Annotated in this window: 31 protein-coding genes; 6 read left to right on the forward strand and 25 right to left on the reverse strand. The window is 73.7% G+C overall.

Annotated elements, in window-relative coordinates:
- Positions 1 to 13: 13 nt before the first annotated feature.
- From ABD323_RS04745 to ABD323_RS04835, 19 genes are all read right to left on the reverse strand, one after another.
- Complete coding sequence (locus ABD323_RS04745) at positions 14 to 400, reverse strand: hypothetical protein (protein ID WP_344439521.1); 387 nt, start codon at positions 398 to 400, stop codon at positions 14 to 16.
- Positions 397 to 687 (reverse strand): hypothetical protein, encoded by a 291-nt coding sequence (locus ABD323_RS04750; protein WP_344439523.1) that lies wholly within the window; start codon positions 685 to 687, stop codon positions 397 to 399. The genes ABD323_RS04745 and ABD323_RS04750 overlap by 4 nt, the downstream gene beginning before the upstream one ends.
- 25 nt (positions 688 to 712) lie before the next feature.
- Positions 713 to 1,525, reverse strand: a complete 813-nt coding sequence (locus tag ABD323_RS04755; RefSeq protein WP_344439525.1) for a peptidoglycan recognition protein family protein — start codon at positions 1,523 to 1,525, stop codon at positions 713 to 715.
- A gap of 25 nt (positions 1,526 to 1,550) precedes the next feature.
- Positions 1,551 to 2,210, reverse strand: coding sequence for a hypothetical protein (locus ABD323_RS04760; protein WP_344439527.1), 660 nt, complete (start codon positions 2,208 to 2,210; stop codon positions 1,551 to 1,553).
- Complete coding sequence (locus tag ABD323_RS04765; protein ID WP_344439529.1) at positions 2,207 to 2,485, reverse strand: hypothetical protein; 279 nt, start codon at positions 2,483 to 2,485, stop codon at positions 2,207 to 2,209. The genes ABD323_RS04760 and ABD323_RS04765 overlap by 4 nt, the downstream gene beginning before the upstream one ends.
- 53 nt (positions 2,486 to 2,538) lie before the next feature.
- Entirely contained in the window at positions 2,539 to 4,923 is a 2,385-nt protein-coding gene (locus ABD323_RS04770) for a hypothetical protein (protein ID WP_344439532.1), read from the reverse strand.
- A gap of 137 nt (positions 4,924 to 5,060) precedes the next feature.
- Complete coding sequence (locus ABD323_RS04775; RefSeq protein ID WP_344439534.1) at positions 5,061 to 5,726, reverse strand: hypothetical protein; 666 nt, start codon at positions 5,724 to 5,726, stop codon at positions 5,061 to 5,063.
- Entirely contained in the window at positions 5,723 to 6,001 is a 279-nt protein-coding gene (locus tag ABD323_RS04780) for a hypothetical protein (protein WP_344439536.1), read from the reverse strand. Before ABD323_RS04780 ends, ABD323_RS04775 begins: the two co-directional genes overlap by 4 nt.
- 18 nt (positions 6,002 to 6,019) lie before the next feature.
- The gene (locus tag ABD323_RS04785) at positions 6,020 to 8,437 is read right to left on the reverse strand and encodes a hypothetical protein (RefSeq protein WP_344439538.1); all 2,418 of its coding nucleotides are present in this window, start codon (positions 8,435 to 8,437) and stop codon (positions 6,020 to 6,022) included.
- Entirely contained in the window at positions 8,424 to 9,254 is an 831-nt protein-coding gene (locus ABD323_RS04790; RefSeq protein WP_344439540.1) for a hypothetical protein, read from the reverse strand. Before ABD323_RS04790 ends, ABD323_RS04785 begins: the two co-directional genes overlap by 14 nt.
- A 33-nt stretch (positions 9,255 to 9,287) precedes the next feature.
- Positions 9,288 to 10,439: a phage tail family protein gene (locus tag ABD323_RS04795; RefSeq protein WP_344439542.1), complete on the reverse strand. Its 1,152-nt coding sequence runs from the start codon at positions 10,437 to 10,439 to the stop codon at positions 9,288 to 9,290.
- A 102-nt stretch (positions 10,440 to 10,541) separates the two neighbouring features.
- Positions 10,542 to 11,237 (reverse strand): hypothetical protein, encoded by a 696-nt coding sequence (locus ABD323_RS04800; RefSeq protein ID WP_344439544.1) that lies wholly within the window; start codon positions 11,235 to 11,237, stop codon positions 10,542 to 10,544.
- Between the two features lie 36 nt (positions 11,238 to 11,273).
- Positions 11,274 to 11,642 carry a hypothetical protein gene (locus ABD323_RS04805; RefSeq protein WP_344439546.1) on the reverse strand — a complete coding sequence of 123 codons (369 nt, stop codon included), beginning with the start codon at positions 11,640 to 11,642 and terminating at the stop codon, positions 11,274 to 11,276.
- 65 nt (positions 11,643 to 11,707) lie between these two features.
- A complete protein-coding gene (locus ABD323_RS04810) occupies positions 11,708 to 11,998 on the reverse strand; it encodes a hypothetical protein (protein ID WP_344439548.1) in 291 nt (96 codons plus the stop codon).
- A 127-nt stretch (positions 11,999 to 12,125) separates the two neighbouring features.
- The gene (locus ABD323_RS04815) at positions 12,126 to 12,698 is read right to left on the reverse strand and encodes a phage tail tube protein (RefSeq protein ID WP_344439550.1); all 573 of its coding nucleotides are present in this window, start codon (positions 12,696 to 12,698) and stop codon (positions 12,126 to 12,128) included.
- A gap of 170 nt (positions 12,699 to 12,868) precedes the next feature.
- Positions 12,869 to 13,276, reverse strand: coding sequence for a hypothetical protein (locus ABD323_RS04820; protein ID WP_344439552.1), 408 nt, complete (start codon positions 13,274 to 13,276; stop codon positions 12,869 to 12,871).
- Positions 13,277 to 13,611: 335 nt separating this feature from the next.
- Positions 13,612 to 13,833: a hypothetical protein gene (locus tag ABD323_RS04825; protein WP_344439554.1), complete on the reverse strand. Its 222-nt coding sequence runs from the start codon at positions 13,831 to 13,833 to the stop codon at positions 13,612 to 13,614.
- The gene (locus ABD323_RS04830) at positions 13,830 to 14,612 is read right to left on the reverse strand and encodes a hypothetical protein (protein ID WP_344439556.1); all 783 of its coding nucleotides are present in this window, start codon (positions 14,610 to 14,612) and stop codon (positions 13,830 to 13,832) included. The genes ABD323_RS04825 and ABD323_RS04830 overlap by 4 nt, the downstream gene beginning before the upstream one ends.
- Positions 14,613 to 14,692: 80 nt before the next feature.
- Entirely contained in the window at positions 14,693 to 14,956 is a 264-nt protein-coding gene (locus ABD323_RS04835) for a WhiB family transcriptional regulator (protein ID WP_344439558.1), read from the reverse strand.
- Positions 14,957 to 15,291: 335 nt separating this feature from the next.
- Here ABD323_RS04835 and ABD323_RS04840 point away from each other — a divergent pair, with 335 nt between their 5' ends.
- Both ABD323_RS04840 and ABD323_RS04845 read left to right on the forward strand, forming a co-directional pair.
- Positions 15,292 to 15,744 (forward strand): helix-turn-helix domain-containing protein, encoded by a 453-nt coding sequence (locus ABD323_RS04840; RefSeq protein WP_344439560.1) that lies wholly within the window; start codon positions 15,292 to 15,294, stop codon positions 15,742 to 15,744.
- Positions 15,745 to 15,771: 27 nt separating this feature from the next.
- Positions 15,772 to 16,374 (forward strand): hypothetical protein, encoded by a 603-nt coding sequence (locus tag ABD323_RS04845; RefSeq protein WP_344439562.1) that lies wholly within the window; start codon positions 15,772 to 15,774, stop codon positions 16,372 to 16,374.
- A 93-nt stretch (positions 16,375 to 16,467) separates the two neighbouring features.
- On the opposite strand, the gene proC is transcribed toward ABD323_RS04845, so the two are convergent.
- Positions 16,468 to 17,295 carry a pyrroline-5-carboxylate reductase gene (gene proC, locus ABD323_RS04850; RefSeq protein ID WP_344439564.1) on the reverse strand — a complete coding sequence of 276 codons (828 nt, stop codon included), beginning with the start codon at positions 17,293 to 17,295 and terminating at the stop codon, positions 16,468 to 16,470.
- A 194-nt stretch (positions 17,296 to 17,489) separates the two neighbouring features.
- Between proC and ABD323_RS04855 the strand changes: the two genes are divergently transcribed.
- Positions 17,490 to 17,939 (forward strand): hypothetical protein, encoded by a 450-nt coding sequence (locus ABD323_RS04855; RefSeq protein WP_344439566.1) that lies wholly within the window; start codon positions 17,490 to 17,492, stop codon positions 17,937 to 17,939.
- 121 nt (positions 17,940 to 18,060) lie between these two features.
- A complete protein-coding gene (locus tag ABD323_RS04860; RefSeq protein ID WP_344439568.1) occupies positions 18,061 to 19,347 on the forward strand; it encodes an SCO2583/SCO2584 N-terminal domain-containing protein in 1,287 nt (428 codons plus the stop codon).
- Position 19,348: 1 nt separating this feature from the next.
- On the opposite strand, the gene ABD323_RS04865 is transcribed toward ABD323_RS04860, so the two are convergent.
- From ABD323_RS04865 to ABD323_RS04885, 5 genes are all read right to left on the reverse strand, one after another.
- Positions 19,349 to 19,837 (reverse strand): hypothetical protein, encoded by a 489-nt coding sequence (locus ABD323_RS04865; protein WP_344439570.1) that lies wholly within the window; start codon positions 19,835 to 19,837, stop codon positions 19,349 to 19,351.
- Positions 19,838 to 19,888: 51 nt separating this feature from the next.
- The gene (gene ilvD / locus ABD323_RS04870; protein ID WP_344439572.1) at positions 19,889 to 21,733 is read right to left on the reverse strand and encodes a dihydroxy-acid dehydratase; all 1,845 of its coding nucleotides are present in this window, start codon (positions 21,731 to 21,733) and stop codon (positions 19,889 to 19,891) included.
- Positions 21,734 to 21,861: 128 nt separating this feature from the next.
- A complete protein-coding gene (locus tag ABD323_RS04875; RefSeq protein WP_344439574.1) occupies positions 21,862 to 22,626 on the reverse strand; it encodes a class I SAM-dependent methyltransferase in 765 nt (254 codons plus the stop codon).
- A gap of 29 nt (positions 22,627 to 22,655) precedes the next feature.
- Positions 22,656 to 23,459: a sugar phosphate isomerase/epimerase family protein gene (locus ABD323_RS04880; protein WP_344439638.1), complete on the reverse strand. Its 804-nt coding sequence runs from the start codon at positions 23,457 to 23,459 to the stop codon at positions 22,656 to 22,658.
- Positions 23,460 to 23,782: 323 nt separating this feature from the next.
- Complete coding sequence (locus ABD323_RS04885) at positions 23,783 to 24,724, reverse strand: Ppx/GppA family phosphatase (protein WP_344439576.1); 942 nt, start codon at positions 24,722 to 24,724, stop codon at positions 23,783 to 23,785.
- A gap of 131 nt (positions 24,725 to 24,855) precedes the next feature.
- Here ABD323_RS04885 and ABD323_RS04890 point away from each other — a divergent pair, with 131 nt between their 5' ends.
- Positions 24,856 to 25,611 carry an alpha/beta fold hydrolase gene (locus ABD323_RS04890; RefSeq protein WP_344439578.1) on the forward strand — a complete coding sequence of 252 codons (756 nt, stop codon included), beginning with the start codon at positions 24,856 to 24,858 and terminating at the stop codon, positions 25,609 to 25,611.
- A 61-nt stretch (positions 25,612 to 25,672) separates the two neighbouring features.
- Positions 25,673 to 26,602, forward strand: coding sequence for a DUF3109 family protein (locus tag ABD323_RS04895; RefSeq protein WP_344439580.1), 930 nt, complete (start codon positions 25,673 to 25,675; stop codon positions 26,600 to 26,602).
- The last annotated feature ends 1 nt before the right edge of the window (position 26,603 follow it).

A 26,603-nucleotide genomic window follows, 5' to 3' on the forward strand; every position in this document is an offset into this window, starting at 1 on the left:
CCCCGTGCGGGCGCTACTTTCCCGCGCTGTCGTCCCTCCCGGCGATGGCGGCGGTGGCCGCGGTGGCCGTGCTGCCCGCGAAGGTGCGGGTGCGCTCGTCCACCCGGTCGATGGCGTCGCGCATGCTGCTGCCGCTGTTGGGCCGCAGCTCGTGCTCGACCGCCGTCAGCCGCTGCTCGATGCCGCCGAGCCGGGCCATCACCCCGTCGTGCGCGGGGACGCCCGGGCGCGGCGGGGTGCCGTTCCAGTCGGCGGTGAACTCGTCGATCCGGTGGGTGATCCGCCGAACTCCGGCGGTCAGCCGCCAGGCCAGCCCGAGGGCGGCGGCCAGGCCCGCGAGCGCGCCGCACCAGACGACCACGGCGTCCACCGACTGCACACCGGTGGCGCCGTCCGTCATCGAGGCTGCTCCTGCGCAACCGGGGCGACGGGCTGCGCGGGCGCGGCCGCGGCGGGCGCGGCGACGGCCTGCGCGGGCGCGGCGGTGCGCAGCCAGCCGGGCAGCAGCGGCTGCACGCCCGGCAGGGCCATCAGCCGGGTCAGCGCGGTCGAGACGGCCAGCGCCGTCCCCAGGCCCGGCAGGGTCTGCGGCAGGCCGGAGCCGTTCAGCAGCAGCGGCAGGGCGGCGAGCAGGCCGAGCAGACTCTGCACGGCGGTGCGGACGGTGCGGCGGGCGGCATCGGACATCGGGTGGCTCCTTCGTTGCTTCGGTTCAGTTGGTGACGGGGGCGGTCCAGGCCGCGTCCCAGGTGATCGGGCCGACGATGCCGTCGACCGGCTGCAGGCCCTTCTCCTGCTGGAACTGGCGGCAGACGGCCGCCGAGGCCGGGCCGTACCAGCCGTCCACGGTGATCGACCAGCCGCGGTCGGCCATCCGCTGCTGCCAGGTGCGCACGGTGTCGTCGTGCAGCATCGGGGAGCGCACCTCGAGGTACTCCCCCGGCCAGCCGGGGTGGTCGGGGGCGGGGGCGGGCGCCGGGGCGGGCTGCGGGGCGGAGACGGGCGCGGGCGCCGGGGTCCCGCCCGGGCGGGGGGCGCCGGCCTGCACCCAGCCGTAGAGCGCGTCGCCCGGGCAGTCGGTGGCGTAGCCGTCGCGGTGGCCCTTGACCTCCTCCCCGGCGCCGTTGGCGCGCAGGTAGTCGATGCCGTCGCGCAGGGCGTTCAGCATCGCGTCGGTGGGCTGGGTCAGGCCCTGCGAGCCGACCAGGCCGACGATCGCGTAGTGCGCGTGGTTGAGCGGCTGGTCCCCGTTGGCCGCGGTCTCCTTGCGCAGGCCGCGGCCCTCCAGCAGGTAACCGTGCGGGCAGGCCGCGAAGTTGTAGGCCACGTCCACGTAGCCCTCGGCCTTGTTGGCCAGGTGGGAGGCGCGGATGTCCTGCCACTCCTGCAGGCACTTGGCGTGGTCGCCGAGCAGGTCGGGGGAGACCGGGGTCCCCTCGTAGTGGATCTTCACGCCGAGTGTGGTGGGCTGGTCGGCGGCCGGTGAGGCCGGCCAGCCCAGGTCCGCGCGCGTGACGAGTTGCATGGGTCCTCCTGGAGATGAGGGCGGATCAGCTGTGGATCCGGACGACCGTGAGCTTCACGCCGTCCGCGATGGTGGTGAGGGTGTTGGGCGAGTTCTGGTGCGCGTAGAGCTCGACGTAGTCGGTGGTCCCGTTGAAGAATCCGTACCCCGTCGCGTTGACCGTGGTGTTGTAGTAGGTGGTCGTGATCGCGGCGGCCGCGGACTGGGCGATGATCGCGCCGTTCCTCATCACGTTGAGGCAGCGGCCGCCGTTCACGTCCACGCTGAACGCGACCTGACCGGTCACCTGGTAGTACCCCGGCACGGTCGGTGTGTAGCGGGTCGGGTTGGCCGGCTTGTAGCCGCCCGCGGTGTCGATCACCGGGGCCGGGAAGACCATGGCGACCGACGTGGTGCTCGGGACCGACTGGTTGGCGCTCTGCTGGTAGAGGGCGAACGGTGGGTCCTGGACCGGGTAGGGCAGCCAGGCCGTTCCGGTGTAGCAGGTGAAGCCGGAGCCCTTGACGTAGGCCAGCATGCCCGCCACCGGCTGGGCGATGGCCGCGTCGCGGGCCGCCGTGCTGTCGAAGCGCAGCACCGTGCGGCCGTCCAACGCCTGGGCCAGCAGCTGGAGATGGGTCGGGATGTCGGCCGGGTCGGTGGACTCCGGATAGGGCAGCTGGCTCAGTGGCGTCAACTTGCTCACGAGGTGGCTCCGTTCGCGTCCGACGCTGCTGCGCCGCCCTGCGGGGCCTGGGCGCCCTGCGGGTCCGGCACCGGGAACTGCGGGGCCACCGTGATCACGGTGGCGGGCGGGTGCGGGCCCGCGCCGCCGGCCGGGCCTCCGGGCCCGCCCGTCGCCGGGTCGCCGGCGACCAGCAGCAGGCCCAGCCCCGCGGCCACCTGGTCGACCAGGCAAGCGAGTTGGACGGGGTCGAGGATCACCTCGAGGGGCGTGGCGGCCGCCGGTGGGGTACTCATCTGGATGCCTCCTGGGGAGCTGGGTCGGGCCGGTTGCCGAGGCGTGCCGCGGATCAGTGCGACAGCAGGTCGCGGCAGCTGGCGCCGGTGGCGGTGAGGTCGCCGTAGGTGGGGTAGCCGGCGCGGACCTGGCCGTAGCTGCGGCGGGTCCAGACGGCGGCGTCCACCGGCGGGTCCGGTACGAGCGCGGGGTTGCCCGGGCCGAGGTTGGCGGCCGTCCCGCGCAGCGTCAGGGTCTGCTGCACGGCGCCGTCCTCGGAGGCCTCCACGGTCAGGCCCACCACCCAGGCGAGCTGGTCCAGGTAGGCCCCCGAGAAGTCCACCAGTTCGACGACATCGCCGAGTTGGAGCCGCGGATCGTAGAGCACCTCGACGCCTCCGAAGAGCGGCGCGGGGAAGGCGCCGGCGGTTCCCAGCGCGTTGGCCAGGGCCTGCGCGGTGGCCGGGTCCTGCACCCAGCCGGTGGCGTCGGCGGTGTACTGCTGCAGGCCGTACTTGGCCTGGCTCAGCGGGTCCTGGGCGACGGCCTGGCGCTGGACGGGGTCGCTCTGCGGCTTGTGCGTCACGACCTGCAGCGAGGAGCCGCCGGCGCGGGCGACCGGGTAGAGCGGGACGGTCGAGCGGTTGCGCAGGGTGAGGGTCAGCGTCCCGCCGGAGCGGGTCGCCCCGGTGGAGATCGCCCCCTTCGCCGGGGCCGCGCCCGCCACACCGGCGGCGGCGAAGCGCAGCACCGACCCGTCGGGCTGCACCTTCACGTCGTCGTCCGGCACCGGCGCGCCGACGTCGTACTCCTGCTCGTCCATCAGGTAAGTCAGCACCCGCTGGTCGTTCGGCGGGATCATCTCGACCTGGCTGTCCAGGACGACCGTCTCGGTGGTCCAGGCGACCTGCGACCAGTCCTGGTAGGGCTGCACGCAGTAGTTGCGGCAGGCGTCGATCTCCTCGGAGACGGTGAGCGAGGCGATCTCGCCCACCGAGGTGAGGGTGCGCTGCGGGCGGGTCGGCGCGGTGAGGAAGCGGGTGTGGTTGCGCCAGCGGAACACCCCGGACTCGTCGAACTCGGCGGTGCCCAGAGCGGCTTTGGCGATCTCGCCGATCACGTCCCACTGGCTGCCGGAGACCACCGGCACGCTGTAGAGCGGCAGGGTCACCTCGTCCAGGGTGGCCCCGCGGCTCCAGTCGCGCTGCTCGAGGGAGGCGAGGGGCCACTGCGCGGTGATCCCGCCGGTGAGTTGGAGGCACTCGGCCGCGAAGTCGGTGACCAGCTCCACCCCGACGATCTCCGCCAGCGGCTGGTTGCCGGCCGGGCCCAGCGTGGCGCCCGGGCCGGTGAGCAGGGTGCCGTCCGGCGCCCGCAGCATCGGGACCACCACCGGCGCCCGGGTCACCCAGTTCCCGCGGCCGTCCGAGGTGCCCACCGGCGACTGGCCGGTGTCCACGACCGCGGCCAGGTGCCACAGGCCGGTACTGCCGACCAGGGTGGGGAAGCTCCAGGTGGCGCTCTGCCCGGTGGCCGAGCCGTAGAGGCCGGAGAAGGCGGTGACCACGCCGGTGGCGAAGTCCACCGTCAGCTGGATGCCCCCGTAGTCGCTGCCCGCCCGGTCCAGCACCAGCCCCAGGCTCACCCGGTGGCCCCGCGGGGCGCCGACCAGGGTGTTGACGGTCACCTCCAGCAGCACCCCCGAGCCCGGGACCACCACCAGGGTGCGCGGCTTCCAGCTCATGGTGAGCCCCGACTGGGCGGGCACCACGGCGAGTTCGTAGGGGGCCGCGGCCCGGCTCCAGCTGTAGGCGCTCGGGTCCGGCACGCTCTGCGGCGTGCCGTGGGTCGCCGCGAAGCCGCCGTGCAGCGAGGCGTACAGCAGCGTCGCGGGCGCCCCGTCCACCTCGTCGCGGTAGCGCGGCGGCGGGCAGGTGTCGATGAACGCCTGCCGCAGCAGCTCGTCCACGCACCAGGTGGCGCTGGCGATCGGCCGGCCGGCCCCCGCCGCGGGGTAGGGCCGTGGCAGGTGGGCCGGGCCGCGCAGCCGCTCGGCGCCGTCCAGCGCGGTGATCTGCACGGTGTCGGTGCCCGAGTCGGCGCTGCGGCTGCGGACCGTGCCGCGGAAGACCGGCAGTTGCAGGCCGGTGTTCAGCCCGGTGGTCTGCACCACGGACTGGCCCGGGCGGACCACGTCGCCGCTGCCGGTCGGCGCCCACGGCGAGTACAGCGCCGGCGCGTTGACGCCGTAGGCGCCGCAGAGCCGCAGGTCGAGCTGGGCGGAGGAGCTGCCGGTGAAGGCCCGCATCGCGGCCGGCAGGTCGGTGGTGTACGCCCGTTCGACCCGCCAGCTCTGCACCTGCGCGGCGAGGTCCTGCCCGGCGAGCCGGGTGGTGTGCCCGTAGCAGCGGGTCCCCGCCACCAGGGCGGCGGCGAAGGCGGCGTCAGCCGGCTGCACGGCGCACCTCCGACGGCAGGGCGCGGACCGGTGGGCCCGCCCGGTGGGGGGCGCGGATGACACGCTGCATGCTGCTCCTCCGAACGCGGATCGGTGTCCCGGCCGCCCACGCGGGCGGCCGGGACGGGGTGGGACGGTCAGCCGTGGACCTGGCGGACCTGCATGCTGGTGCCCGCGGCCACGATCGCGAGCGCGGCGCCGGAGTTCTGGCCGACGAAGGTCTCCAGGTAGTCGCCCGGCTTCAGGAAGACGTGCGAGTTCAGGTCGGTGAGCGTCCAGTTGGCCACCGCGCTGGCCGGGCCCTGGGTCTGCGCGTACGGGACCGGGGTGCCGTTGACCGAGAGCGACATCACCCGGTTGCCGGTCGCGTTGGGCGCCCAGCAGACCGACGAGCGCACCCAGTACCAGCCGCCCTGGCCGGCCTGGCAGGTGTAGCGGCTCGCGCTGGCGTTGACGTGACCGCCGGCGGTGTCGATCACCGCGGTGTCGAACTGCAGGGCGGTGGCGGCCGTGGCGCCGGAGGCCGGCGCGGCCTGCGGCGTGGTGACGGTGAGGATCGCCATCGGGCGGTCCTGCACCCAGACCCAGGCGGTGCCGGTGTAGTAGCTGAAACCGTTGCCGGTGATCAGCGCCAGCTGGCCGGCCTGCGGCGCGGTGATGGCCGCGTCGCGCAGCGCCGTGCTGTCGAAGCGCAGGTAGACCCGCGAGTCCAACGCCGTGGCGAGCAGCTGCAGATGGGTGGGTACGTCGACCACGTCGGTGGCCTCGGGGTAGGGCAGTTGGGTCAGCGGGGTCTGCTTCACGAGGTGGCTCCGGGGGCGCTCTGGGTCGGGGCGGGGTCGGGGGCCGGCGCGGGGGCCGGCGGCGGGAACTGCGGATCGGCGGTGGACACCGTGCCGGCGCTCGCGCCGTCCGGCCCCTGGCTCGTGCCGATCGGCGTGCCGACCGGCACCGGCGCCGGGTCGCGGACCATCAGCAGCAGGGCCAGCTGGCCGGCCAGCGCACCGGCCAGCGTGGCCAGTTGGGTCGCGTCCAGGGTGACCGGGGTGGGCGCGGGGGCGGGGGCGGGGGTCGTCATGAAGGGCTCCTGTCGGGGTCAGCGCGACCAGAGGTCGCGGTAGTTGCCGCCCACACCGGTCAGGTCGCGGTAGCCGGCGAACCTGGTACCCAGCTGGGCGTACGTCCGGTCACGCCGCAGCGCGGGGTCGGCCGGGCTCTCGGGGGCGAGCGAGCTGCTGGCCGGCCCGCCGTTGTAGCTGGCGCCGCGCAGCGTCAGGGTCTGCTTGACGGTCCCGTCGTTCGCCGCCTCCACGGTGTTGCCGACCACCCAGGCGAGCTGGTCCAGGTAGGCGCCCGAGTAGTCCACCAACTCGATGACGTCGCCGAGTTGGAGCCGGGGGTCGTAGAGCACCTCGACGTTGCTGTAGAGCGGGACCGGGTAGCGCCCGGCGCGCACCAGCGTGTCCGCCAGGCTCTGCGCGGCCGCGGCGTCCTGCACCCAGTCACTGGCCTGCGCCGTGTACTGCTGGCGCCCGTAGGTGTGCTCGCTGTACTTGTTGGGGTCCGGGTCCAGGCCCACCGCCTGGCGCACCACCGGGTCGTTGACCGGTTTGCGGGTGACCAGGTTGATCGAGCCGGCGCCGGCCTTGGCGACCGTGTAGACCGCGTTGCTCCGCGCCCAGCTGCGCATGGTGAGCGTCAGACTGCCGTTGGAGCGGTCGATCTCGGTCTCCACCCGGCCCTTGACCGGCGCCGCGTTCGCCGCGTTGGTGGCGGCGAAGCGCAGCACGGTCGTGCCGTCGGTGACCGGCGTCGTGTCGTCGTCCACCAGGGGCGCCAGGACGTCGTACTCCTGCTCGTCGAACGGGTAACTGACCGTGTAGGTCTGACCGGAGGCGATCGCGCGCACCAGCGGGTCGGCCAGCACCGTGGCGGTCTGGTAGCTCACCTGCGACCAGTCCTGGTAGGGCTGGACGCAGTAGTTGCGGCAGGCGTCGATCTCCTCCGCGACGGTGAGCGAGGCGATGTCGCCCACCGAGGTGACGGTGCGCTGGGCGTGGGTCGGCGGGGCCAGGAAGCGCGTGTGGTTGCGCCAGCGGAAGATCCCCGACTCGTCGAACTCCGCCGTGCCCAGGGCCGCGGCGGCGATCTGGCCGATCACGTCCCACTGGCTGCCGGAGACCGCCGGGATGCTGTAGAGCGGCAGCGTGACGTCGTCCAGGGTCGCCCCCTTGGTCCAGTCCAGCTCGAAGTCGTCGCCGTGGTAGTCGGCGGTGTACCCCTGGCTGACCTGGACGCACTCGGTGGCGAAGTCGGTGACCACCTCGACGCGGTGCAGTTCGGCGTCGGGCTGGTTGTCCGCCGCCGAGGAGCCGAGCTGGGAGCCGCCACCGATCAGCACCACGCCGTCGGGCCCACGCAGCACGGGGAAGACGGTGACCGGATTGCTGACCCACTCACCACTGCCGTCGTAGACGCTGCCGACCACCGCCCACTCGGTGTCCACGATCGCCCCCAGGTGCCAGACACCGGGCTGGGCGACCAGCTGCGGGAAGCTCCAACTGGCGCTGACACCACCGGACTTCCCGTAGGTGCCGGACCAGGCAGCGACCGTGCCGGTGGTGGCGTCGAAGGACATCTGCACCGAGCCGAAGTCGGTGCCCTGGCGGTCCAGCACCGCCTTGAGGTACAGCATCCGCCCGCCCGGCGCGGCCTTGAGCGTGTTGACGCTCGCCTCCAGCAGGATCGAGCCGCCCGGCGCGACCAGCCGCGAGCGCGGCGCCCAGGCCATGGTCAGCCCGGGCTTGTTGGGCAGCACCGCCATCTCGTACGGCGCGGCCGCCCGGCTCCAGGTGTACTGGGTCTGGTCCGGCAGCGTCAGCGGCGTGCCGTAGGCGGCCGCGAAGCCGCCGTGCAGCGAGGCGTGCACCAGGGTCAGCGCGTTGCCGGTGATCGGACCGGTGTCGCGGCCCTCGCGCACCGGCGGGCAGGTGAGGATGCCGGCCTGGCGCAGCAGCTCGTCCACGCACCAGGTGGCACTGGCGATCGGCCGCTGCGCCACGAACCCGGCGTACGGCCGGGGCAGCGCCGCCGGTCCGCGCAGCCGCTCGGCCCCGTCCAGGGCGGTGATCTGCACGGTGTCGGTGCCCGAGTCGGCGCTGCGGCTGCGCACCGTGCCGCGGAAGACCGGCAGCTGCCGGCCGGTGTTCAGGCTCGTGGTCTGCACCACGGACTGGCCCGGGCGGGCCGCGTCCCCGCTCTCGCGCGGTGCCCACGGCGAGTAGAGCGCGGGCGCGGCCACCCCGTAGGCGCCGGTCAGCTCCAGGTCCAGCTGGGCGGCCGAGCTGCCGGTGAAGGCGCGCATCGCGGCCGGCAGGTCGGTGGTGTAGGCCCGGTCGACCCGCCAGGACTGCACCTGGTACGAGAAGTCCGCGCCGCCCAGCCGGGTGCCGTGGCCGTAACTGCGCTCGCCCGCCTGCAGGGCGGAGCGCAACGGCTGGTCATCCGACTGCACTGCCCACCTCCAGCAGGTCGAGCGAGACGTTGCGGTACGGCAGCCGGCTGGCGCTGCTGTCGGTGTAGCCGGTGATCGACATTCCCGGGCAGCCGTCGCCCGCCAGGCCCGCGGCGGGCACGTCGCCGCCGATCGTCAGGCAGGCGCCGGCCAGCGAGTAGCTGGCGACCGCGCCGGCCTTGCCGACCGGGGTGACGAAGGCGGCGCCGGCCGGGACGACGGCGCCCACCAGCAGGCCGGTGGCGACCGCCGAGCTCAGGTAACTGCCGTCGGCCGCCTTGAAGTCGAGCTGGGCGGCCGCGGTGGCGGCCGGGAACCCGCCGGGCAGCAGGAACGAGACCGTCATCCCGGGCATCACCGGCACGCCCACCCAGACCGGGTGGCGCCAGCCGAACATGCTGGTGACGGCGGTGGACTGGAAGCCGAAGGCCCCGGGCACCGTGGTCGACTCGACGATCGCGCCGGTGCTGTTGGCCAGCACGAACCACTGGTTCTGGCCGCCGCTGCCCGGCCGGGCGGTGCCCGAGACCTGGCCCGGTTCCAGCAGGTTGACCGCGGCCGGGTCGATCAGCGCGATCGGCCCCGGCCCGTCGATCCGCCGGGCGAGCCGGTCGAGGAAGGTGGCGGTGGCCTGGTCGAGCGACTCCCAGCTGTACTTGGTGCGCCGCACGGCCTTCGGGGTGGCCACCACGGTGGCCCGCCCGGCGAGCGAGCGGAACTCCGTGACGCCGAGGTCGGCGCTGCGGTCCCAGCTCTTCGCGGCCTGGGTGATCTCCCGAAGCGATCCCGGGCGGCCGATCCACAGGTTGTGGGGCATGACGTTTCTCCTTTCCGCCGGTGTGGCGAGAGGTCAGCGGCGCACGAGCTGGCGCTGGCCGGCCATCGTGGCGCGGGCGATGGTCTGCGAGTCGACCTGGACCAGCACGGGGCGGGCGGCGAGCGCCTCCATGGCCGCGGCGAGCCGGTTCAGCGCGCCGCCCGGGCCGCCGGAGGCGAGCATCCGGTCGAGGCGGTCCAGCGGGATGACGGCCTCGTGCTGGCCGCCCTCACCGATCAGCGCGAGCGTGCCGCCGGCCGAGGGGGCGATGATGCCGCCGTTGGCGAGCATCGGGATGGTCGGGATGTGCACCCCGAAGCCCTTGCCGCCGATCCCCGGCACCCAGGACGGGATGTCGATGTGGATCCCGTTGATCGCCCCGATCGCGCTGTTGATCAGCCCGATCACCGCGTTCAGCGGGGTCTTCACCGCGCCCAGCACGTTCTGGAAGGCGGCCGAGGCGATGCCCGAGAGCGCGTTCCAGGCGCTGCTCAGCGCGTCCTTGACGGCGTTGAACGCACCGGAGGTGACGCTCTTGATCCGGTCCAGGACCCCGGAGATGGTGCCCCAGATGGTGTTCCAGACGGTGGAGACCACCGAGAGCACCACGTGCAGGACGGTCTCGATGACCGTGCGGTACGCGTTGAAGTAGAACTGGATCGCGGTCCAGATCCAGCTGACCACCGTCTCGATGGCGGTCTTGATGCCGCCCCAGACCTTGGCGATCAGGTCGCCGGCGGTCTTCATGATCGGGCCGATCGCCTTCATCACGGTGTCGATCACGGTGTGGATGGCCTTGAAGCAGACCTCCATGACCTTCTGCATGGTCTTCGACTGCATGGCCATGTCGATGATCTTCTGGATCAGCGGCGCGAGCAGCATCAGCAGCAGGCCGATGAGGTTGCCCTTCATCGCGCCGTTGAGGCCCTTCATGCCGCCCTCGGCCAGGCCCAGGCCCTGCTTGAAGCGGCCCATCAGGCCGCCGCCGGTGGCGCCGGCCGCGCCCATCTTGGTGACGTTGCGCTCCGCGTCGGACGCGGCGGTCTTGACCCGGTCGAGCGGCGCGGCGGCACCGCCGGCCTCGCTCTTGATCCTGCCCAGACCGGCGGCCGCCCGGGTCGCGGCGGCCTGGAAGTTGGTGAGGGCGGTGGTGGAACTGGAGATCGCGGATTTCAGGGATGACATCGGCAGCCGTCCGGAGGTGAGTCGGTCAGAGGTGGGTCGGTCAACGGGGTCGAGCCGCTCGAGGGTGCGGGCGCCGGGCGGCCCGACACGCAGGCCACCGGGTCAGTCGAAGGCCTCGGCGAGCTCGCGCACGGCGGTCCTGAGGTGGTCGACGTCCTGGCGGGTGCGGGCCAGGTCCTCGTGGTCACCCGTGGCCGGGGAGCCGGCGGCGCCGACCCGGTGCTGGATCGCCTCGGCCGCCAGCTTCAGGCGGGTCTCCAGCTCCACGACCCGGACCAGGTCGGCCTTCTTGAGAAGGTCGACCCTGGCCGCCTCCTTGGTCATGTAGAGCTCTTGGGCGGTGGCCTTCGGCAGCTTCTTGCTGAGCTTCTCGGTGAGCTCGGAGCGGCCCTTGAACCAGGAGTCCTGCAGCCGGGAGACCCCCAGCTCGGTGCGGTCCACCTTCGCCACCAGGGCGACGTACTCCCGCTCCTTCTCGGCCGCCTTGAACTGCTCGCTGCCCTTGAAGCGCGCGAGGAAGTCGTTGATCGGCTTGTTCCAGGGGGCCTGCTTGAACTCCTGGCCCATGATCGAGATGCCGTGCAGGTTCAGGTTGATCGGGTCGCCGTTGATGCTGACCAGCTGGTTCTGGGTGTAGACCACCTGGGCGCTCGCCTGCGCGTACTGCGCACTGGCGGCAACCGGGTTCAGCGCGACGTTCTCCTTGATCCACTTACGCAGTCCGGCGACGAACCCGCTGTTCTCGAAGAGGTCGATCAGGTTGGGGATGTTGGGCTGGACCGGGGTGTAGCTCTCCATGGCTGACTCCGTTCTCGGGGTACTGCGGCTGCGGACTCACCCGAAGAATCCGGCCAGTTCGGCGGCGGACGGCCCGGTCGCGGTCTCCGGCTGCCCGGACGGCGGGACCACGGGCGGCCCGGCCGGCTCTGCGGGGTCCCGGTCCGGCGAGGGGAGACCCGGCCGCACCAGCGGCTCCGGCGGGTCCATCGGCTCGGCGTCCTCGTCACGGTTGACGGCGGCGAACATCCAGTTGGCCACCGCCAGGTGGTCGACGGCGGAGGCGAGCAGATGGTCCGTCACGGACCAGTCGGCGGCCTCGCCGTGCAGCTCGCGGTTGAGGGCGCCGTCGCGTGGGAGGTGCTTGACGAGCACCACGAGCCGGCGTGAGGAGAGCCGGCCGCGGTGCCAGTCGAGCAGGTCCACGCCGTAGTGCTTGAGCAGATCCGCTTCCAGGGCCTCGGCGTGTTCGTCGACGAACGCGCCGAGGCTCAGCCTTCCCCCAGGCCGAGCCCGGTCTCGGTGCCGTAGGCCTCGAGGATCGCGGCGACGTCCTGCATGGTCAGGTCGTGCCGGTCCAGGCGCTCGAACTGCGCGTCGCCGACCAGCAGCTTGAGCAGGCCGTCGATGTCGTTGTCGTCCAGCGCGGCGAGCTTGCGCGCGGTGCGGCGGGTCAGCTCGGTGGGGAGCTCGAAGACGTCGCCGTCGAGCTCGAAGGTCCAGGTGCGGCCGAGCGCCTCCAGGCGCTGGGCGCGGGCGGCGTTGACGTTGAAGCCGGCCATGCGAGTACTCCTTCGGGAGTGGGGGTGGGCAGCGGAAGGGGCAGGGCCCGGGAGCGCGGTGCTCCCGGGCCCTGCGGGCCCCTCGTCACAAGGGGCCCGGAGTGGGGCGGCCGCTGGCGGCCGGGGCTCAGTCGCCCAGGCCCTTGTCGGCCATCAGGATGGTGGCCAGCGGCTTGGTGTCGTCCGTCGCCAGCGCGGTGAAGGTGACACCGAGCTTGATGGCGGCGGTGCGGCTCAGCGCCAGGTCCTCGGTGTCGGTGACCTGACCGCGGGCGATGATGAAGCGGTAGATGATCGCCGAGCCGTCGGTGAACTCGATGCCGAGCGCCTTCTCGTTGCTGACCGGGCCGGTGGCCATGTTGTACTGGTAGATCCCCGAGGTCGGGGCGGTCTGGGCCAGCGAGTCCCCGCCCAGGAAGAGCGGCAGGGTCTCACCGTTGACCTGCAGCATCTGGAACTTGACCTTGAGGTCGCGCTCCGCGTAGATCAGCCGCGCGGTGCTGCCGGACTGCCAGGTGTGGACCGGCTCGATCTTGTCCTTCTTGGTCACCTTGATGCCGTCGGTGGACGTGTAGCCCAGGTCGAGCCAGGCCGCGCCCCAGGCGGCGGTGGTGTCGACGGGGGCGGTGGTGCCGACCGGCGCGACCAGGATGCGGCCACTGCCTGCGACGCGGATCTCACCAGCGTTGGCGCCTGCCATGTGTACTCCTCGGTGATGTGCGGATGCCGCTCCCGGGTCCGGGAACGACGAAGGCCCCGTCCGGTGGACGGGGCCCGATCAGGGGCGAGCGCGCCGAAGCGGGCGCTCGCGGGGGGGGTCGAGCGGGTGGAGCGGTGGGGTGCAGCGGTGCGGCGCTGGGTGCGGCGGTGCTACGCCGGCTGGACGGTCAGCCGCACCGTGTTGCGGTAGCGGTTGCCGGCCGGGCGGTTGTAGTCCGGCAGCCAGCGCGGCCCGTCGGTCTCGACGACGTCGAGGATCTGCGCGGTGCCGTACGCGGTGCCGCGCAGCTGCAGCACCGCGGCGCGGGCCAGCAGGATCAGCGCGTGCGCGCTGGTCTTGTCCGGCCCGTACACCTCGAGGTCGACCTGCGGGAGGTCGAGGTGCTGGTCGTCGATCCAGACACCACCGGTGCGCGAGACCAGGACGACGGCCTGGGTGCCGTCGAACCCGGCGGGCGGCTTGTTGTCGACGGTGGCCGAGGCGAACTCGGTGCGGTTGCGCAGGAAGTCGACGATGACGCGCTCGGCGTCCGGGAACACGGTGGGGGCAACGGTCATGGTGCTGCTCCTCTCTATCGGACCGGGGCTCAGGGGTGCGGTGGCGTGGGGCGGTCGGGCCGCGCGGGGTGCCAGGGGCCCCGGTTCTCGGTGCGATGCGAGGGAGGGAGGCCGTACACCCGCACGGGCTCGACCGCCCCATGCGAAACGGCGGATCCGCGCTCCCCGGTGGGGGGCACAGCTCCGCCGCTGCACCTATCGTGACCGAGTGCGCGCGCGAGCGCAACTTATTCGGGGCACGAGTTCTCCGGGCCGCCCCGGACAGCACGGTGCCCCTGCCGCGCACAGGGCGCGACAGGGGCACGGAGTTGACGGTCGATCAGTTCGCCGGTGGGTCAGGAGTACTCGTGCCGGCGGCGGGTGGCCCGCTCGGCGGCGAAGACGTCCTCCAGGCGGAAGAGCAGCGCCCGGCCGCGGCGGCCGGCGGCGGCCAGGTGGCCCAGCTGCACCCACTTGCGGATGGTGGCCGGCGCGACCTCCACCTCGGCCGCCGCGATCAGAGCGGTGACCAGGGCCGGACCGGCCGGCAGCGCGGCCCCCAGGGCGGCGGCGCTCATCGGCCCGCCTCCGCGCACGCCCCGGCGCCCGCCCACGGCGCGGGCTCGGCCTCGGCGTTGGCCACCAGCGCGGGCAGCGCGGCCTCGTCCACCCCGGCGTCCAGGGCGAGTTGGCCCCAGGAGGTCTCCTGCCAGCTGTGCCGCTGGCCCGGGTTGACCGCGCAGCCGCACTCCTCGTCGGTGCACCGGCAGCCCGGGTTGACGCAGAGCACCGCCCGCCAGGCCGGGAAGGCCCGCAGCGAGACGGAGTCGCACCAGGGGCAGCGCCCGCGCACCCGGACCAGCGCGTCGCTCTCGCCGAGGGCGCTCGCGCAACGGCGCGCCATCCGCCGGCTCTCGTCCAGCACGTGGGCGGCCAGCACCGGCTGGCCGGCGACCCGCTCCAGCAGCGCGAGGATCCGCTCGATGCGGGCCGGCACGTCCGCGCGGCGCGGCCGGCCCAGCCGCAGCTTCTCCCAGATGGCCTCCTCCAACTCCACCACCCCGTCGGTGATGTCGCGGATCGCGTCCGAGACGTGCAGGTTGACCGGCGCCGCGCCGCCGCCGGCGGCCTCCAGGCCGTGCCGCTCGTTCCAGTGGGCGGCGGCGCGCTCCTCGCGGTCCCGCTCGGCCCGGGCGGCCAGCGCGGCGCTCGTCAGCGGGGCGGCGATACGGGACGGGGCGCCGGGGCGGCCGGGCACGAGCTCCTCCAGGAGCTCGGGGAACTGGCGGCCCAGGATGTCGAGCCAGAGCGCCGCGCGGGCGGCGTGGCGGCCGGCGAAGGCAGACGGTGCGGTCATGTGGATGGTCCCCCTGTGTGTGAACTGAGAAAAGCCGGTGGTGCGGTGGGCCGGGGCCGGAGCACTGCCCCGGCCCCCGGTCAGCCGGCCGCCGCCGCGCCCGCGACCGCGCGCCCGTTGCGCCAGAGCGATCCGCCGCAGACGCCGTCGAACCAGGAGTGCGCGGGCTCGACGACCGCCAGGCACTCGCGGTCCACCGGACAGCGGGCGCAGCGGCCCAGCGCGGGGCCGGCCTGCTGGAGACGGGTGGCGAAGACCGTGCGGGCCGGCAGGCCGGCGCAGGCCGCCAGGAGCCGCCAGTCGGGGAGGTCCTCGCCTCGGGGCTGGGTGCGGGGCGTGGTCATGACGCGGGTCCTCCTGGTGTCGGAAGGGCGCCGCCACAGGCATGTTGCGTGCGCGCACCTATCTTGCGTCGTTGCGCACGCGCTCGCAAGCTCATTGGATCCGCCTGCCGCTCCCCCGATACGGCCCCGCTACAGGCCGCTTATCTGGCCTAACTGGCCTACTCGGATGCCCCTTTAAGGCAAAAAGTCACCTTCGCTTGGGCCAAACGTGACATTGCGTGCGCGAGCGCGCGGTAACCTGAAGCCGCGATGCGCGACAGGTGGAGGGAGGCAAACCACTGATGATGCCCCAAGGCAATGACATCGAACGGTTCGCAGCATGGGTCGAGGAACTCATGCGCGCCCGTGGGTACGACATCGACAGCCCGCGCGGCGGCGGCAAGTCCAAGCTGGCCGAGGACGCCGGGGTGCACCGGGCCGCGGTCACCCGGCTGCTGCAGCGTCAGAGCATGCCCGACCTGGACACCATGCGCGGCATCGCCCGGGCACTGGACATCCCGGTCCGCGAGATCCTGATCCGGTCCGGCAAGCTGACCGAACAAGATCTTCCGAACCCGGTCGGTTACCCTGCGGTGGGGGTCGCCACCACCGCGGCCGGCGACGGATCCACCGTCGCGCGGATGACGTTGGAACAGGTCGCACAGGCACTGGGGATCCCGGACGACCGGCGTGAGATGTTCATCAAGGTCGCCCAGCAGTTCACACCGGAGGAGCCGGGTACCGAGCAGGGCACGGGGCGCGACAGTGGGGTGGCACGCACGACCACACGGCGGCTCGCGGCGGGCTGAGGCCGGTGGGGCGAGAGGCGTCAGCACGTGGCGGGGCAGAAGAAGCAGGCAGACGGGGAACGGCCCCCGCGACCGCCGGGCGGCGAGGAGGACCCCACCCTCCTCGCCCTGCTCGGCCGCCTCGCCTCCGTCGACCCCGCCGGTGAGCTCGGCCTGCGGCTCTCGCCGGCCGTGGTCAACCGGCTGCTGGCCGTCCTGGTCGAGCAGAGCCTGCCGAGCGGCTACCTGGTGGCCGGCCGCGACGAGCTGGACCGGGTGCGCGAGCGCGCGTACGCCGAGGGCTGGCAGGACGCGCTGCGCTACGCGGCGCACCAGGGCGTCCACCCCGTACCGGCGCCCGAGACCGCCCGCTCGCAGCCGCCGTCACCGTCCGATGACGGCCGGACCCCGGATGCGGACGCGGACGCGGTGCCGGACGACCCCGCGGCGCAGGCCACCGTGCTCGCCTTCCCCCCGCGGATCCCGCTGGTGCGCGCCGCCGACACCGGCCGCGGCCAGCGCGAGCTCATGCCGCACCGGCCGCGCCGGCGGCGGCGCGGCGGGAGCGGCGGCGGCGGCCTGACCGGACCGGCCCGCCCGGTCCTGCCCGAGCAGCCGCGTTCCGACCAGCGCCGGCCCGACCAGGACTGAACCCGCGTCAGCCACCCCGGCACCGCGCGCCGGCCGTGCCCGCCGTGCCGGCCGTCCCCGCCGCGCGATCCGCCGACTGCCGCCGCCCGCCCGCTACTTGCCGCCGGAGGCCAGCTCGCGCGAGCGGTCCCGGGCCGCCTCCAGCGCGCCGAGCAGCGCCGCGCGCACCCCGTGGTTCTCCAGTTCGCGAATGGCCGCGATGGTGGTGCCCGCCGGCGAGGTGACCGCCTCGCGCAGCTTGACCGGGTGCTCGCCGGAGTCGCGCAGCATCACCGAGGCGCCGATCGCCGACTGCACGATCAGGTCGTGCGCCACCTGCCGGGGCAGACCGAGCAGGATGCCCGCGTCGGTCATCGCCTCGACCAGGTAGTAGAAGTAGGCCGGCCCCGAGCCGGAGAGCGCGGTGGCCGCGTCCTGCTGGGCCTCCGGCAGGCGCAGCGCCTGGCCGACCGACTGGAAGATCTGCTCGGTGCGCAGCAGGTGCTCCTCGGAGGCGTGCGAGCCGCCCGAGATGACGCTCATGCCCTCGTCGACCAGCACCGGCGTGTTGGGCATCACCCGCACCACCGGCGTGCCGGCCGGCAGCCGGGCCTCGAACCAGCGGGTGGGGATGCCGGCCGCGGCCGAGATGACCAGCCGGTCCGCGCGCACGTGCGGGCCCAGCTCCTCCATCAGGGTGCCCATGTCCTGCGGCTTCACGGCCAGGATCAGGGTGTCGGCGAGCTTGGCCGCCTCGCGGTTGGTGCTCGCCCGCACGCCGTACCGGGCCGCCAGTTCGGCGGCCCGCTCGGGGCGGCGCGCGGTGACCAGGACGTCGGCGGGATGCTTGCCCGCGCGCAACAGACCGGACAGCAGGGCCTCACCGATCTTGCCGGTGCCCAGGAAGGCGATCCGCTGGGGGTGGACGACGCTACTGGCCATGGCGTTGCTCCTTGATCACCGCGACGGTACTGCGCCCATCCTCGCACCCGGCCCGGGCCCGGCCCGGGTGGCGTCCAGTCGGCGGACGCCGCGTCGGCGGGCGCCGCGGGCCCACGGCCACGGGGCTCCCAGTAGGGGAAAGGTCAGGGATCGATCCCCTGGCACCACGGCCCCGCGAGGAGCACCGTGGAGGCATGGGACACGAGGATTTGTCGCGACGCGAGAACCGGCAGCTGGCCGTCGCCTCGGCATCCACCGGACCGTGGCGTTCGGCCGCGGTGGTGGGCGCGGTGGTGGGCGGTGCGGCGCTGGGGGTGGATGTCCTGACCGGACACTGGACGACCAGCATCCTGGCCGGACCGGCCGGGCTGGCACTGTTCTTCTTCTTCCTGGTCGGCACCGTCGGCGGCCAGCTGCGCAAGGACACCGGCGACCGGCGGCTGCGCCGCTGGGCGGACGCGCACCCCTGGCAGGCCGCCCTGCCGGCGAGTGCGGCGCTGCTGGTGCTCAACACCCTGGCGCTGAGCATCCTGGGGAGCTGGGGCCTGTTCGGGGCGCTCTTCACCTCGCTGCTGCCGGCCGGGATCCTGCTGGTCATCGCGGGGGTGGTCGGGTCGGTGAAGGCCGCACGCCGCAGCGCCTGATCCGCCCGCCGGCCGGTGGGCGACGACAGGTCGGGAGCTATCCGCACAGAACGCACACCGGGCCGCCGCAGAACGGCCGCCCGGTGTGCGAACTGCTGGGCGCGATCTGCATACTGACCGCGTGCCGATAGCCGAAGACCCCGAACCGAAGCCCTCCACCGAGGAGCCCGACCCGTTCGCCGACCTCGTCCTGGACGAGGACTTCATCCGGGGTGCCACCGTCAAGGAGCAGTCCGGGCGCGCCCGGATGCTCACCGCCCGCTGGAAGCGCCGGCCGCCGCAGGAGACCGCCTGGCGCCCGCCCACCGAGATCCGCCGCCGCCGCTTCGGCCGTCGCGCGAAGGCGGTCGACCCCTGGGGCAACCGCCGCAGCCGCTCGCGCAACTGGCAGACCCCGCTCTACGTGCTGCTCGCGGTCGCCGTGGCCGCCGCCGCGCTGAACGTCAACGGGCTGCACGCCTGGTACGGCAGCCACTTCGGCGCCGGTTCGCAGGACGACGGCGTCCCGGCCCCCGTCGCCGCGCCCGCCGGCCCGCGTCCGGCACCCTCCACCCAGGCTCCCGAGAGCGCCGCCCCCACCGCCGCGCCCACCACCCAGGCCCCGCAGACGCCCACCGTGGCCCAGCCCTGGCTCGGCTCGCCGGCCGAGAGCTACCCGAGCGGTGCGGACGCCATCGAGGTGCCGCCGGCCCAGGCCACCGGGGTGTTCGACCAGGACCAGGTGGCGGCCCAGCTCCAGTTGGTCAAGCAGTACCTGGTGACGGCGAACCTGGACCCGGCCGTGGTCTCCGGTGGCGCCACCCGGCAGGTGCTCGACCTGCTGGACTCCCAGGAGCGCGCCGAGCTCGGGTCGGCGCTGGCCCACCCGGACCCGCAGCACGACCCGACCACCTGGATGAGCCGCTTCAACGCCCGCACCGCCGTACTGGCCGTGCCGGAGATCAAGCTGCAGGGCCGGATCACCTTCGAGGGCGACGGCAAGCACGGGGTGCTGGTGCACACCGACTACAGCTTCGTCTACGCGCTGGTCCCCGGCCCCGACCGGTACCAGCCGGTCCCCCAGGGCTCGGCCACCCCGCGGAGCACCACCAACCCCCAGTCGGTGGCCCTGTTCCAGCCCGGCGCGACCACCGAGGTCACCCGGGAGATCGTCCGCCGGGTCCAGGACTTCCGGTTCTACGACCCGCAGCACTACGACGTGGACCCCGGGAAGATCGTCTTCGCCGAGGGCCGCAACGACATGGCGGGCAACTACTGCGAGATGGGCGACGGTTGGCTGCAGCCGGCCTTCCCCGACAACGACCTGCCCGACCGGAGCCCGGGCACCGGCCCCACCACCGACCCGTACGACCGCAGCAAGCCGCTGCCGGACGGCGGCGGCGGGTGCGGGCACGTCTCCCGCACCTGAGCTACTTCTTCCTGCGCTTCTTGCCCGGGCGCCCGGACCGCGAGCCACCGCGCTCGTCGTACCGGGCGCTCGCCGCTTCCCAGGCCGCCCGGTGCACGCCCTCGCCGGGCGCCTCCAGCAGGCTGCGGGCGAAGTACGCGGCGGCCGCGCCCACGCAGCCGATCAGCCAGACCGCGCCGAGCGACTTGTCCTCGGCCATCCAGCCGGTGAGCGCCTCGGGGCCCTCGGCGAGCACCTTCCAGGTCCGCAGCGCGGCCAGGAAGGAGCAGAGCGCGATGGCCGCCACCAGCAGCCAGGTGACGAAGCCGCCGGACTGCGAGATCCGCACCCCGCCCACCGCGAAGCGCAGCACCAGCGCGCCGGCCGCCACCGTGAGCAGGGCGCCGAGCGAGACCCCCACCCGCCGCAGCCAGTAGGCGGCGCCGTGGGCCACCCAGGTGGTTCCGAAGAATCGGATGGGCTCGGGGGCGGGGGAGCTCGCGTCGGTCACAGGTCCGATTATCCCCGCATCGTCCCGATCCCGGGACGATGCGGGGCCCGGTCAGCCCAGCTTGCCGACGTCGCGCACCGCGCCCTTGTCGGCCGAGGTGGCCATCGCCGCGTACGCCCGCAGCGCCTGGCTCACCTGGCGCTCGCGGTTCGCCGGACGGTAGCCGGTCCCGCTCTCCAGCTTCAGCCGACGCTCGTGCAGCTCCTCGAAGGAGACCTCCAGCTGGACGGTGCGGCCGGGGATGTCGATCGAGATCACGTCACCGTCCTCCACCAGCGCGATCGTGCCGCCCGAGGCGGCCTCCGGGGAGACGTGGCCGATGGACAGGCCCGAGGTGCCGCCCGAGAACCTGCCGTCGGTGATCAGCGCGCAGGCCTTGCCCAGGCCGCGGCCCTTGAGGAAGGAGGTCGGGTAGAGCATCTCCTGCATGCCCGGGCCGCCCTTGGGGCCCTCGTAGCGGATCACCACCACGTCGCCCTCCTTGACCCGCTTGGTGAGGATCGCGTCGACCGCGTCCTCCTGCGACTCCACCACCACGGCGGGCCCGCTGAAGGTCCAGATCGACTCGTCCACGCCGGCGGTCTTCACGATGCAGCCGTCCTCGGCCAGGTTGCCGTACAGCACGGCCAGCCCGCCCTCGACGGAGTAGGCGTGCTCGACGGCGCGGATGCAGCCGCCCGCGCCGTCGGTGTCCAGCGACTCCCAGCGCTCGGACTGCGAGAAGGCGGTGGCCGAGCGGACGCAGCCGGGCGCGGCGTGGAACAGCTCGACGGCGGCCGGGGCGGGCGAGCCGCCGCGCACGTCCCAGGTCTTGAGCCACTCGGCGAGCGAGGCGCTGTGCACGGTGTGCACGTCCTCGTTGAGCAGCCCGCCGCGGTAGAGCTCGCCCAGGATCGCCGGCACGCCGCCGGCCCGGTGGACGTCCTCCATGTAGTAGTTGCCGTTCGGCGCCACCTTGGACAGGCACGGCACCCGGCGCGAGATGGCGTCGATGGCCCGCATGTCGAAGTCCAGCTCGGCCTCCTGGGCCGCGGCCAGCAGGTGCAGGATGGTGTTGGTCGAGCCGCCCATCGCGATGTCCAGCGCCATGGCGTTCTCGAACGCGGCGCGGGTGGCGATGTTGCGCGGCAGGACCGACGCGTCGTCCTGGTGGTAGTAGCGCTCGGTGATCTCCACGATGGTGCGCCCGGCGTCCTCGTACAGGGCCCGGCGGGCGGTGTGGGTGGCCAGCACCGAGCCGTTGCCGGGCAGCGAGAGGCCGATCGCCTCGGTCAGGCAGTTCATCGAGTTGGCGGTGAACATCCCCGAACAGGAGCCGCAGGTGGGGCAGGCGTTCTCCTCGATGATCGCGATGTCGGCGTCCGAGACGGACTCGTTCACCGCGTCGGAGATCGCGTTGACCAGGTCGAGCCGGCGCACCGTGCCGTCCACCAGGGTCGCCTTGCCGGCCTCCATCGGGCCGCCGGAGACGAAGACCACCGGGATGTCCAGGCGCAGCGCGGCCATCAGCATGCCGGGGGTGATCTTGTCGCAGTTGGAGATGCAGACCAGCGCGTCCGCGCAGTGCGCGTTGACCATGTACTCCACGCTGTCGGCGATCAGGTCGCGCGAGGGCAGCGAGTAGAGCATGCCGCCGTGGCCCATCGCGATGCCGTCGTCCACCGCGATGGTGTTGAACTCGCGCGGGATGCCGCCGGCCGCCTTGATCGCCTCGGAGACGATCCGGCCCACCGGCTGCAGGTGGGTGTGGCCCGGCACGAACTCGGTGAAGGAGTTGGCCACCGCGATGATCGGCTTGCCGAAGTCCTCGCGGGCTACGCCGGCGGCCCGCAGAAGCGCGCGGGCGCCTGCCATGTTGCGACCGTGGGTGACCGTACGCGACTTCAGCTCGGGCACAGCGCTCTCCATCCTGCGGGGTGGGTAGGACCGACTGGTGTAACAGTCGAGCGTACGCCGCCGTCCTGCCCGCCGGACGCCCCGTCCGCATGGCGGTCAGCGCGGGTCGTGCCCTGGTCAGGCCCTGGTCAGGCCTCCTTGACCGCCACCGTCAGGTCCACCGTGTAGGGCTCGGTGACCCGCCCGTCGGGGAACAGCCCCATCAGCCACGCCCGGTCGTCGGCCAGCACCGACTCGCGCAGCTCGGGCTCGGCGACCGCGAAGTACGACTTGGAGCGCAGGTCGCAGATCACCTCGTCCACCGTGATCGTCCGCTCCCAGCGCAGCCGGGCGCCGGCGACCCGCAGCGGGTGGCGGCTCAGCGGCTCGGTGACGGCGTTCATCACCCCGTAGTAGTGGTACGAGGGCAGCGCGGCCGCGTGCCGGCGCTCCTGCTCGGCCAGCCACGGCACCGAGCGGTCCTTGAGGTTCCAGAAGAGCACCAGCGCGCCGCCCGGGCGCAGCACCCGGATCGCCTCGGGGATCGAGCGGTCCGGGTCGGTCCAGTGGAAGGCCTGGGCGTAGCTGATCAGGTCGGCGCTGGCGTCGTGGAACGGCAGCTCGTCGCCGACCGCCTTGACCACCGGGGTGCCGGGGCTGCTCTCCCGCAGCCGGGCCGCCATCTGCACGCTGGGCTCCACCGCGACCACCCGCGCGCCGCGGGCCTGCAGCAGCCGGGTGGCGATGCCGGTGCCGGCGCCCACGTCCAGCACGTCGGCGCCGCGCAGCGGGCGGCCGGCCAGGCGCTCGACGGCCTCGAACAGCGCGTCGGGGTAGGACGGCCGGGCCCGGTCGTAGGCGTCGGCCACGGTGTCGAAGGAACTCGCGTGCGCCTGGTGCCGACCGTCCGTCATCTCACCCTCCCCGGTGGTTCGTTCAAGGATCAGCCTACCCGGGTGGCGGTGGCCAGGTGCAGCCGGGTGAAGGCCAGCGCCTCGGCCAGGTCGGCCTCCCGCTCGGCGGGTGAGCCCGAGCGCCGGGTGTTGACCTCCAGCACCACGTGGCCCGCGAACCCGGTGCGGGCCAGGCGCTCCAGCAGCTCGGCGCAGGGCTGGTTGCCGCGGCCCGGGATCAGGTGCTCGTCCTTGCCGGAGCCGGAGCCGTCGGCCAGGTGCACGTGGGCCAGCCGCTCGCCCATCCGGTCGACCATCGCGAAGGCGTCGATCCGGGAGGTGGCGGCGTGCGAGAGGTCGATGGTGAAGTGCCGGTACTCCTCCTCGGTGACGTCCCAGCCGGGGGCGTAGGCGAGCATCTCGCGGTCCTTGTAGCGCCAGGGGTACATGTTCTCCACCGCGAAGCGCACCGCCGTCTCGCCCGCCATCCGGTCGATGCCGCGCACGAAGTCGCGGGCGTACTGGCGCTGCCAGCGGAACGGCGGGTGGACCACCACGGTGTCCGCGCCGAGCCGCTCGGCGGCCGCCCGGGCCCGTTTGAGCTTGGTCCACGGGTCGGTGCTCCAGACCCGCTGGGTGATCAGCAGGCAGGGCGCGTGCACCGCCAGGATCGGCAGCCGGTGCTTGTCGGCCAGCGCGCGCAGGGCGTCCGGGTCCTGGCTGATCGGATCGTTCCAGACCATCACCTCCACCCCGTCGTACCCGAGGGCGGCGGCCAGCTCGAAGGCGATCGCGGTGTTGTCGGGGTAGACCGAGGCGGTGGACAGCGCCACCTTGGTGTCCGGGATGTGCAGCGCGGGGCGCGGCGGCAGCACCAGCCGGTCGGTGGTGCGCAGCAGGGGCGCGGGGCGCGCGGCGGCGGCCTTGCGGGGGATCCGCAGCCGCGGGGGGCGCGGGGGGCGGGCCGCACCGGCGCCGCCCATCCGCGCGGTCCGGCGCCGCGGGCGGGCTCCGGGGTCGTCGGCCGGGTCCTCGTCCTCCACGGGAAACAGCGTATGCGGCCCCGGGCCCGCGCGGGGCCGCACCGGCCCGGGGTCAGCGGGTCGCTCGCGCCGGTCGGGCCGGTCCGGGCGGTCGGGTCGGCCCGGGCGGTCGCGCCGGGCCGGGCGCCCGGGGCTCAGCGCACGGCCGGCCCGTCCAGCCCGTCGAGCCGGCGCAGGATGATGCCCTCGCGCAGCGCCCAGGGACAGATGTCCAGCTCGTCGAGCCCGAACAGGTCCATCGCCGCGTCCGCCACCAGGGCGCCGGCCAGCAGCTGGCGGGCCCGGCCCTCGGAGACGCCGGGGATCCGGGCCCGCTCGGCGGCCGTCATCGTGGTCAGCCGCGGCACCCAGGCGGCCAGCCCGGCCCGGCTGAGCTTGCGCTGCACCCGCGGGCCGGCCTCGGCGGGGGCCGCACCGGTCATCCGGGCCAGCTGCTTGAAGGTCTTGGAGGTGGCCACCGCGTGGTCCGGCGGCCCCAGCCGGGCCACCTCGCCCACCACGGTCGCGATCTCGGCCCGGATGTGCCGGCGCAGCCCGCGCACCGCCTCCGGGTCGGCCACGTCACCCGGCAGCCAGGCGGCGGTGAGCCGGCCTGCGCCCAGCGGGAGCGAGACGGCGGTGTCCGGCTGCTCGTCCAGCCCGCAGGCGATCTCCAGCGAGCCGCCGCCGATGTCCAGGTCCAGCAGCCGGCCCGAGGACCAGCCGAACCAGCGGCGCACGGCCAGGAAGGTCAGCCGCGCCTCGTCGCGCCCGGAGAGCACCTGCAGCTCGACGCCGGTCTCGTCCTGCACCCGCTTGAGCACCGCCTCGCCGTTGGCCGCCTCGCGCACCGCCGAGGTCGCGAACGGGAGCAGGTCCACCACGCCCTTGTCCTCGGCCACCCGCAGCGAGGAGGAGACCATGCCGATCAGCCGCAGCACCCCGTCCTCGGTGATCGCCCCCTGCTCGTCGAGCAGCTCGGCGAGCCGCAGCTCCGCCTTGTGCGAGTACGCGGGCAGGGGCGCGGCACCGGGGTGGGCGTCCACCACGAGGAAGTGGACGGTGTTGGAACCTACGTCGAGCACACCGAGTCGCATAACGCACCACGCTACGCCACGGCACCTGGGGAAATCCCGTCTGTTCGATTGCGGATGGGCACCGGTGGACGGCAGCCTGACTGGCTGGGACACCCGCCTTCCGACCGCATCGATCCTGGGAGCAGCGAGACATGACGATCAGTCACCGCCTGGTGGGCGCCGGCGAGCACAAGGTGATCGTGCTGCACGACTGGTTCGGCACCGCCGCGGGCTGGGGGCCGTTCCTCGACTACCTGGACAGGTCGGCGTTCGGCTACGCCTTCCTGGACTACCGCGGCTACGGCGACCGCACCGAGGTGCCCGGCGCCTACACGCTCGCCGAGATCGCCCAGGACGTGCTGGCGCTGGCCGACCAGCTGGGCTGGGAGCGCTTCTCCCTGGTGGGCCACTCGATGGGCGGCAAGGCGGTGCAGCAGGTGCTGCTCCAGGCGCCGCGGCGGATCCGCAAGCTGGTCGGGATCGCCCCGGTGCCGGCCTCGGCCTACCCGCTGGACGGCGACGCCCACGACCTGTTCCACGGCGCCGCGACCCGCCTGGAGAACCGCCGCGCGATCCTCGACCTGGTCACCGGGCAACGGGCCAACCCCCTCTGGCTGGACCGGATGGTCGCCCGCTCCACCGCCACCTCGCGCGTGGACGCCTTCGCCGCGTACCTCACCGACTGGACCACCCGGGACTTCGCGGCGAAGGTGGCCGGCGCCGACCTGCCGGTGCGGGTCTTCGTCGGCGAGTACGACCTGGCGCTCACCGCCGAGGTGATGCGCGCCACCTGGCTGACCCACTACCCGCGGGCCACCCTGACGGTGCTGCCGGGCAGCGGGCACTACCCGATGTACGAGATCCCGGTGGCCTTCGCGACCGCCCTGGAGGAGTTCCTGCACGACTGACCGGGCGGCCCGCACCCGCCGGCTGTCCCGCACGCGGCGGCGGCTGCCCTACCCTTGCCGGGTGGCCGCCATCGACATCCCCACCCCCCAGCTCAAGAAGCCCCTCCCCGAGGTCGGGCTGGACTTCCCGCGCGCCTGGGTCGAGTTCGCCGACCCCGCCGACGACGAGCAGGTCTTCCGCTGCGACCTGACCTGGCTGACCTCCCGCTGGAGCTGCATCTTCGGCAAGGGCTGCCACGGCATCCGCCCCGGCCGCGGTGACTCCGACGGCTGCTGCACGCTGGGCGCGCACTACTCGGACGAGGACGACGAGAAGCGGGTGATGGGCCACGCCGCCCGGCTCACCCCGCAGACCTGGCAGCTGTACGCCGAGGGCACCGACAAGAAGGGCCGGCTGGTGCGCGACGGCGGCGTCACCATGCTCGACGAGGACGGCGACCGGCAGACCCGCCGGGTCGACGGCGCCTGCATCTTCCTCAACCGGCCCGGCTTCGCGGGCGGCGAGGGCTGCGCGCTGCACACGCTGGCGCTGCAGGAGGGCAAGGAGCCGCTGGAGACCAAGCCGGACGTCTGCTGGCAGCTGCCGGTGCGCCGCACCTACGACTGGATCGACCGGCCGGACGACACCCGCTACCTGCAGGTGACCATCGGCGAGTACGACCGGCGCGGCTGGGGCCCCGGCGGCCACGACCTGCACTGGTGGTGCACCAGCAGCCCCGAGGCGCACCAGGGCGCGGACGCCGTCTTCGTCAGCTACCGGCCCGAGCTCACCGAGCTGATGGGCGCCGAGGCGTACGCGGTGCTGGCCGAGCTGTGCGAGCAGCGGATCGCGGCCAAGGGCGACCGCCGGCTCGCCCCGCACCCGGCGGACCCGGCGAAGCCCGCCGCCAGGGGCACGGCCAAGGCCGGGACCAAGGGCGAGGGCAGGAACGAGGGCAAGAGCGGGCACAAGGGCGAGGGCAAGGGCGGCAAGAAGCAGCCGAAGCCGTAGG

The sequence above is a fragment of the Kitasatospora nipponensis genome (genome assembly GCF_039528135.1).
In the GTDB taxonomy this organism is placed as follows: domain Bacteria; phylum Actinomycetota; class Actinomycetes; order Streptomycetales; family Streptomycetaceae; genus Kitasatospora; species Kitasatospora nipponensis.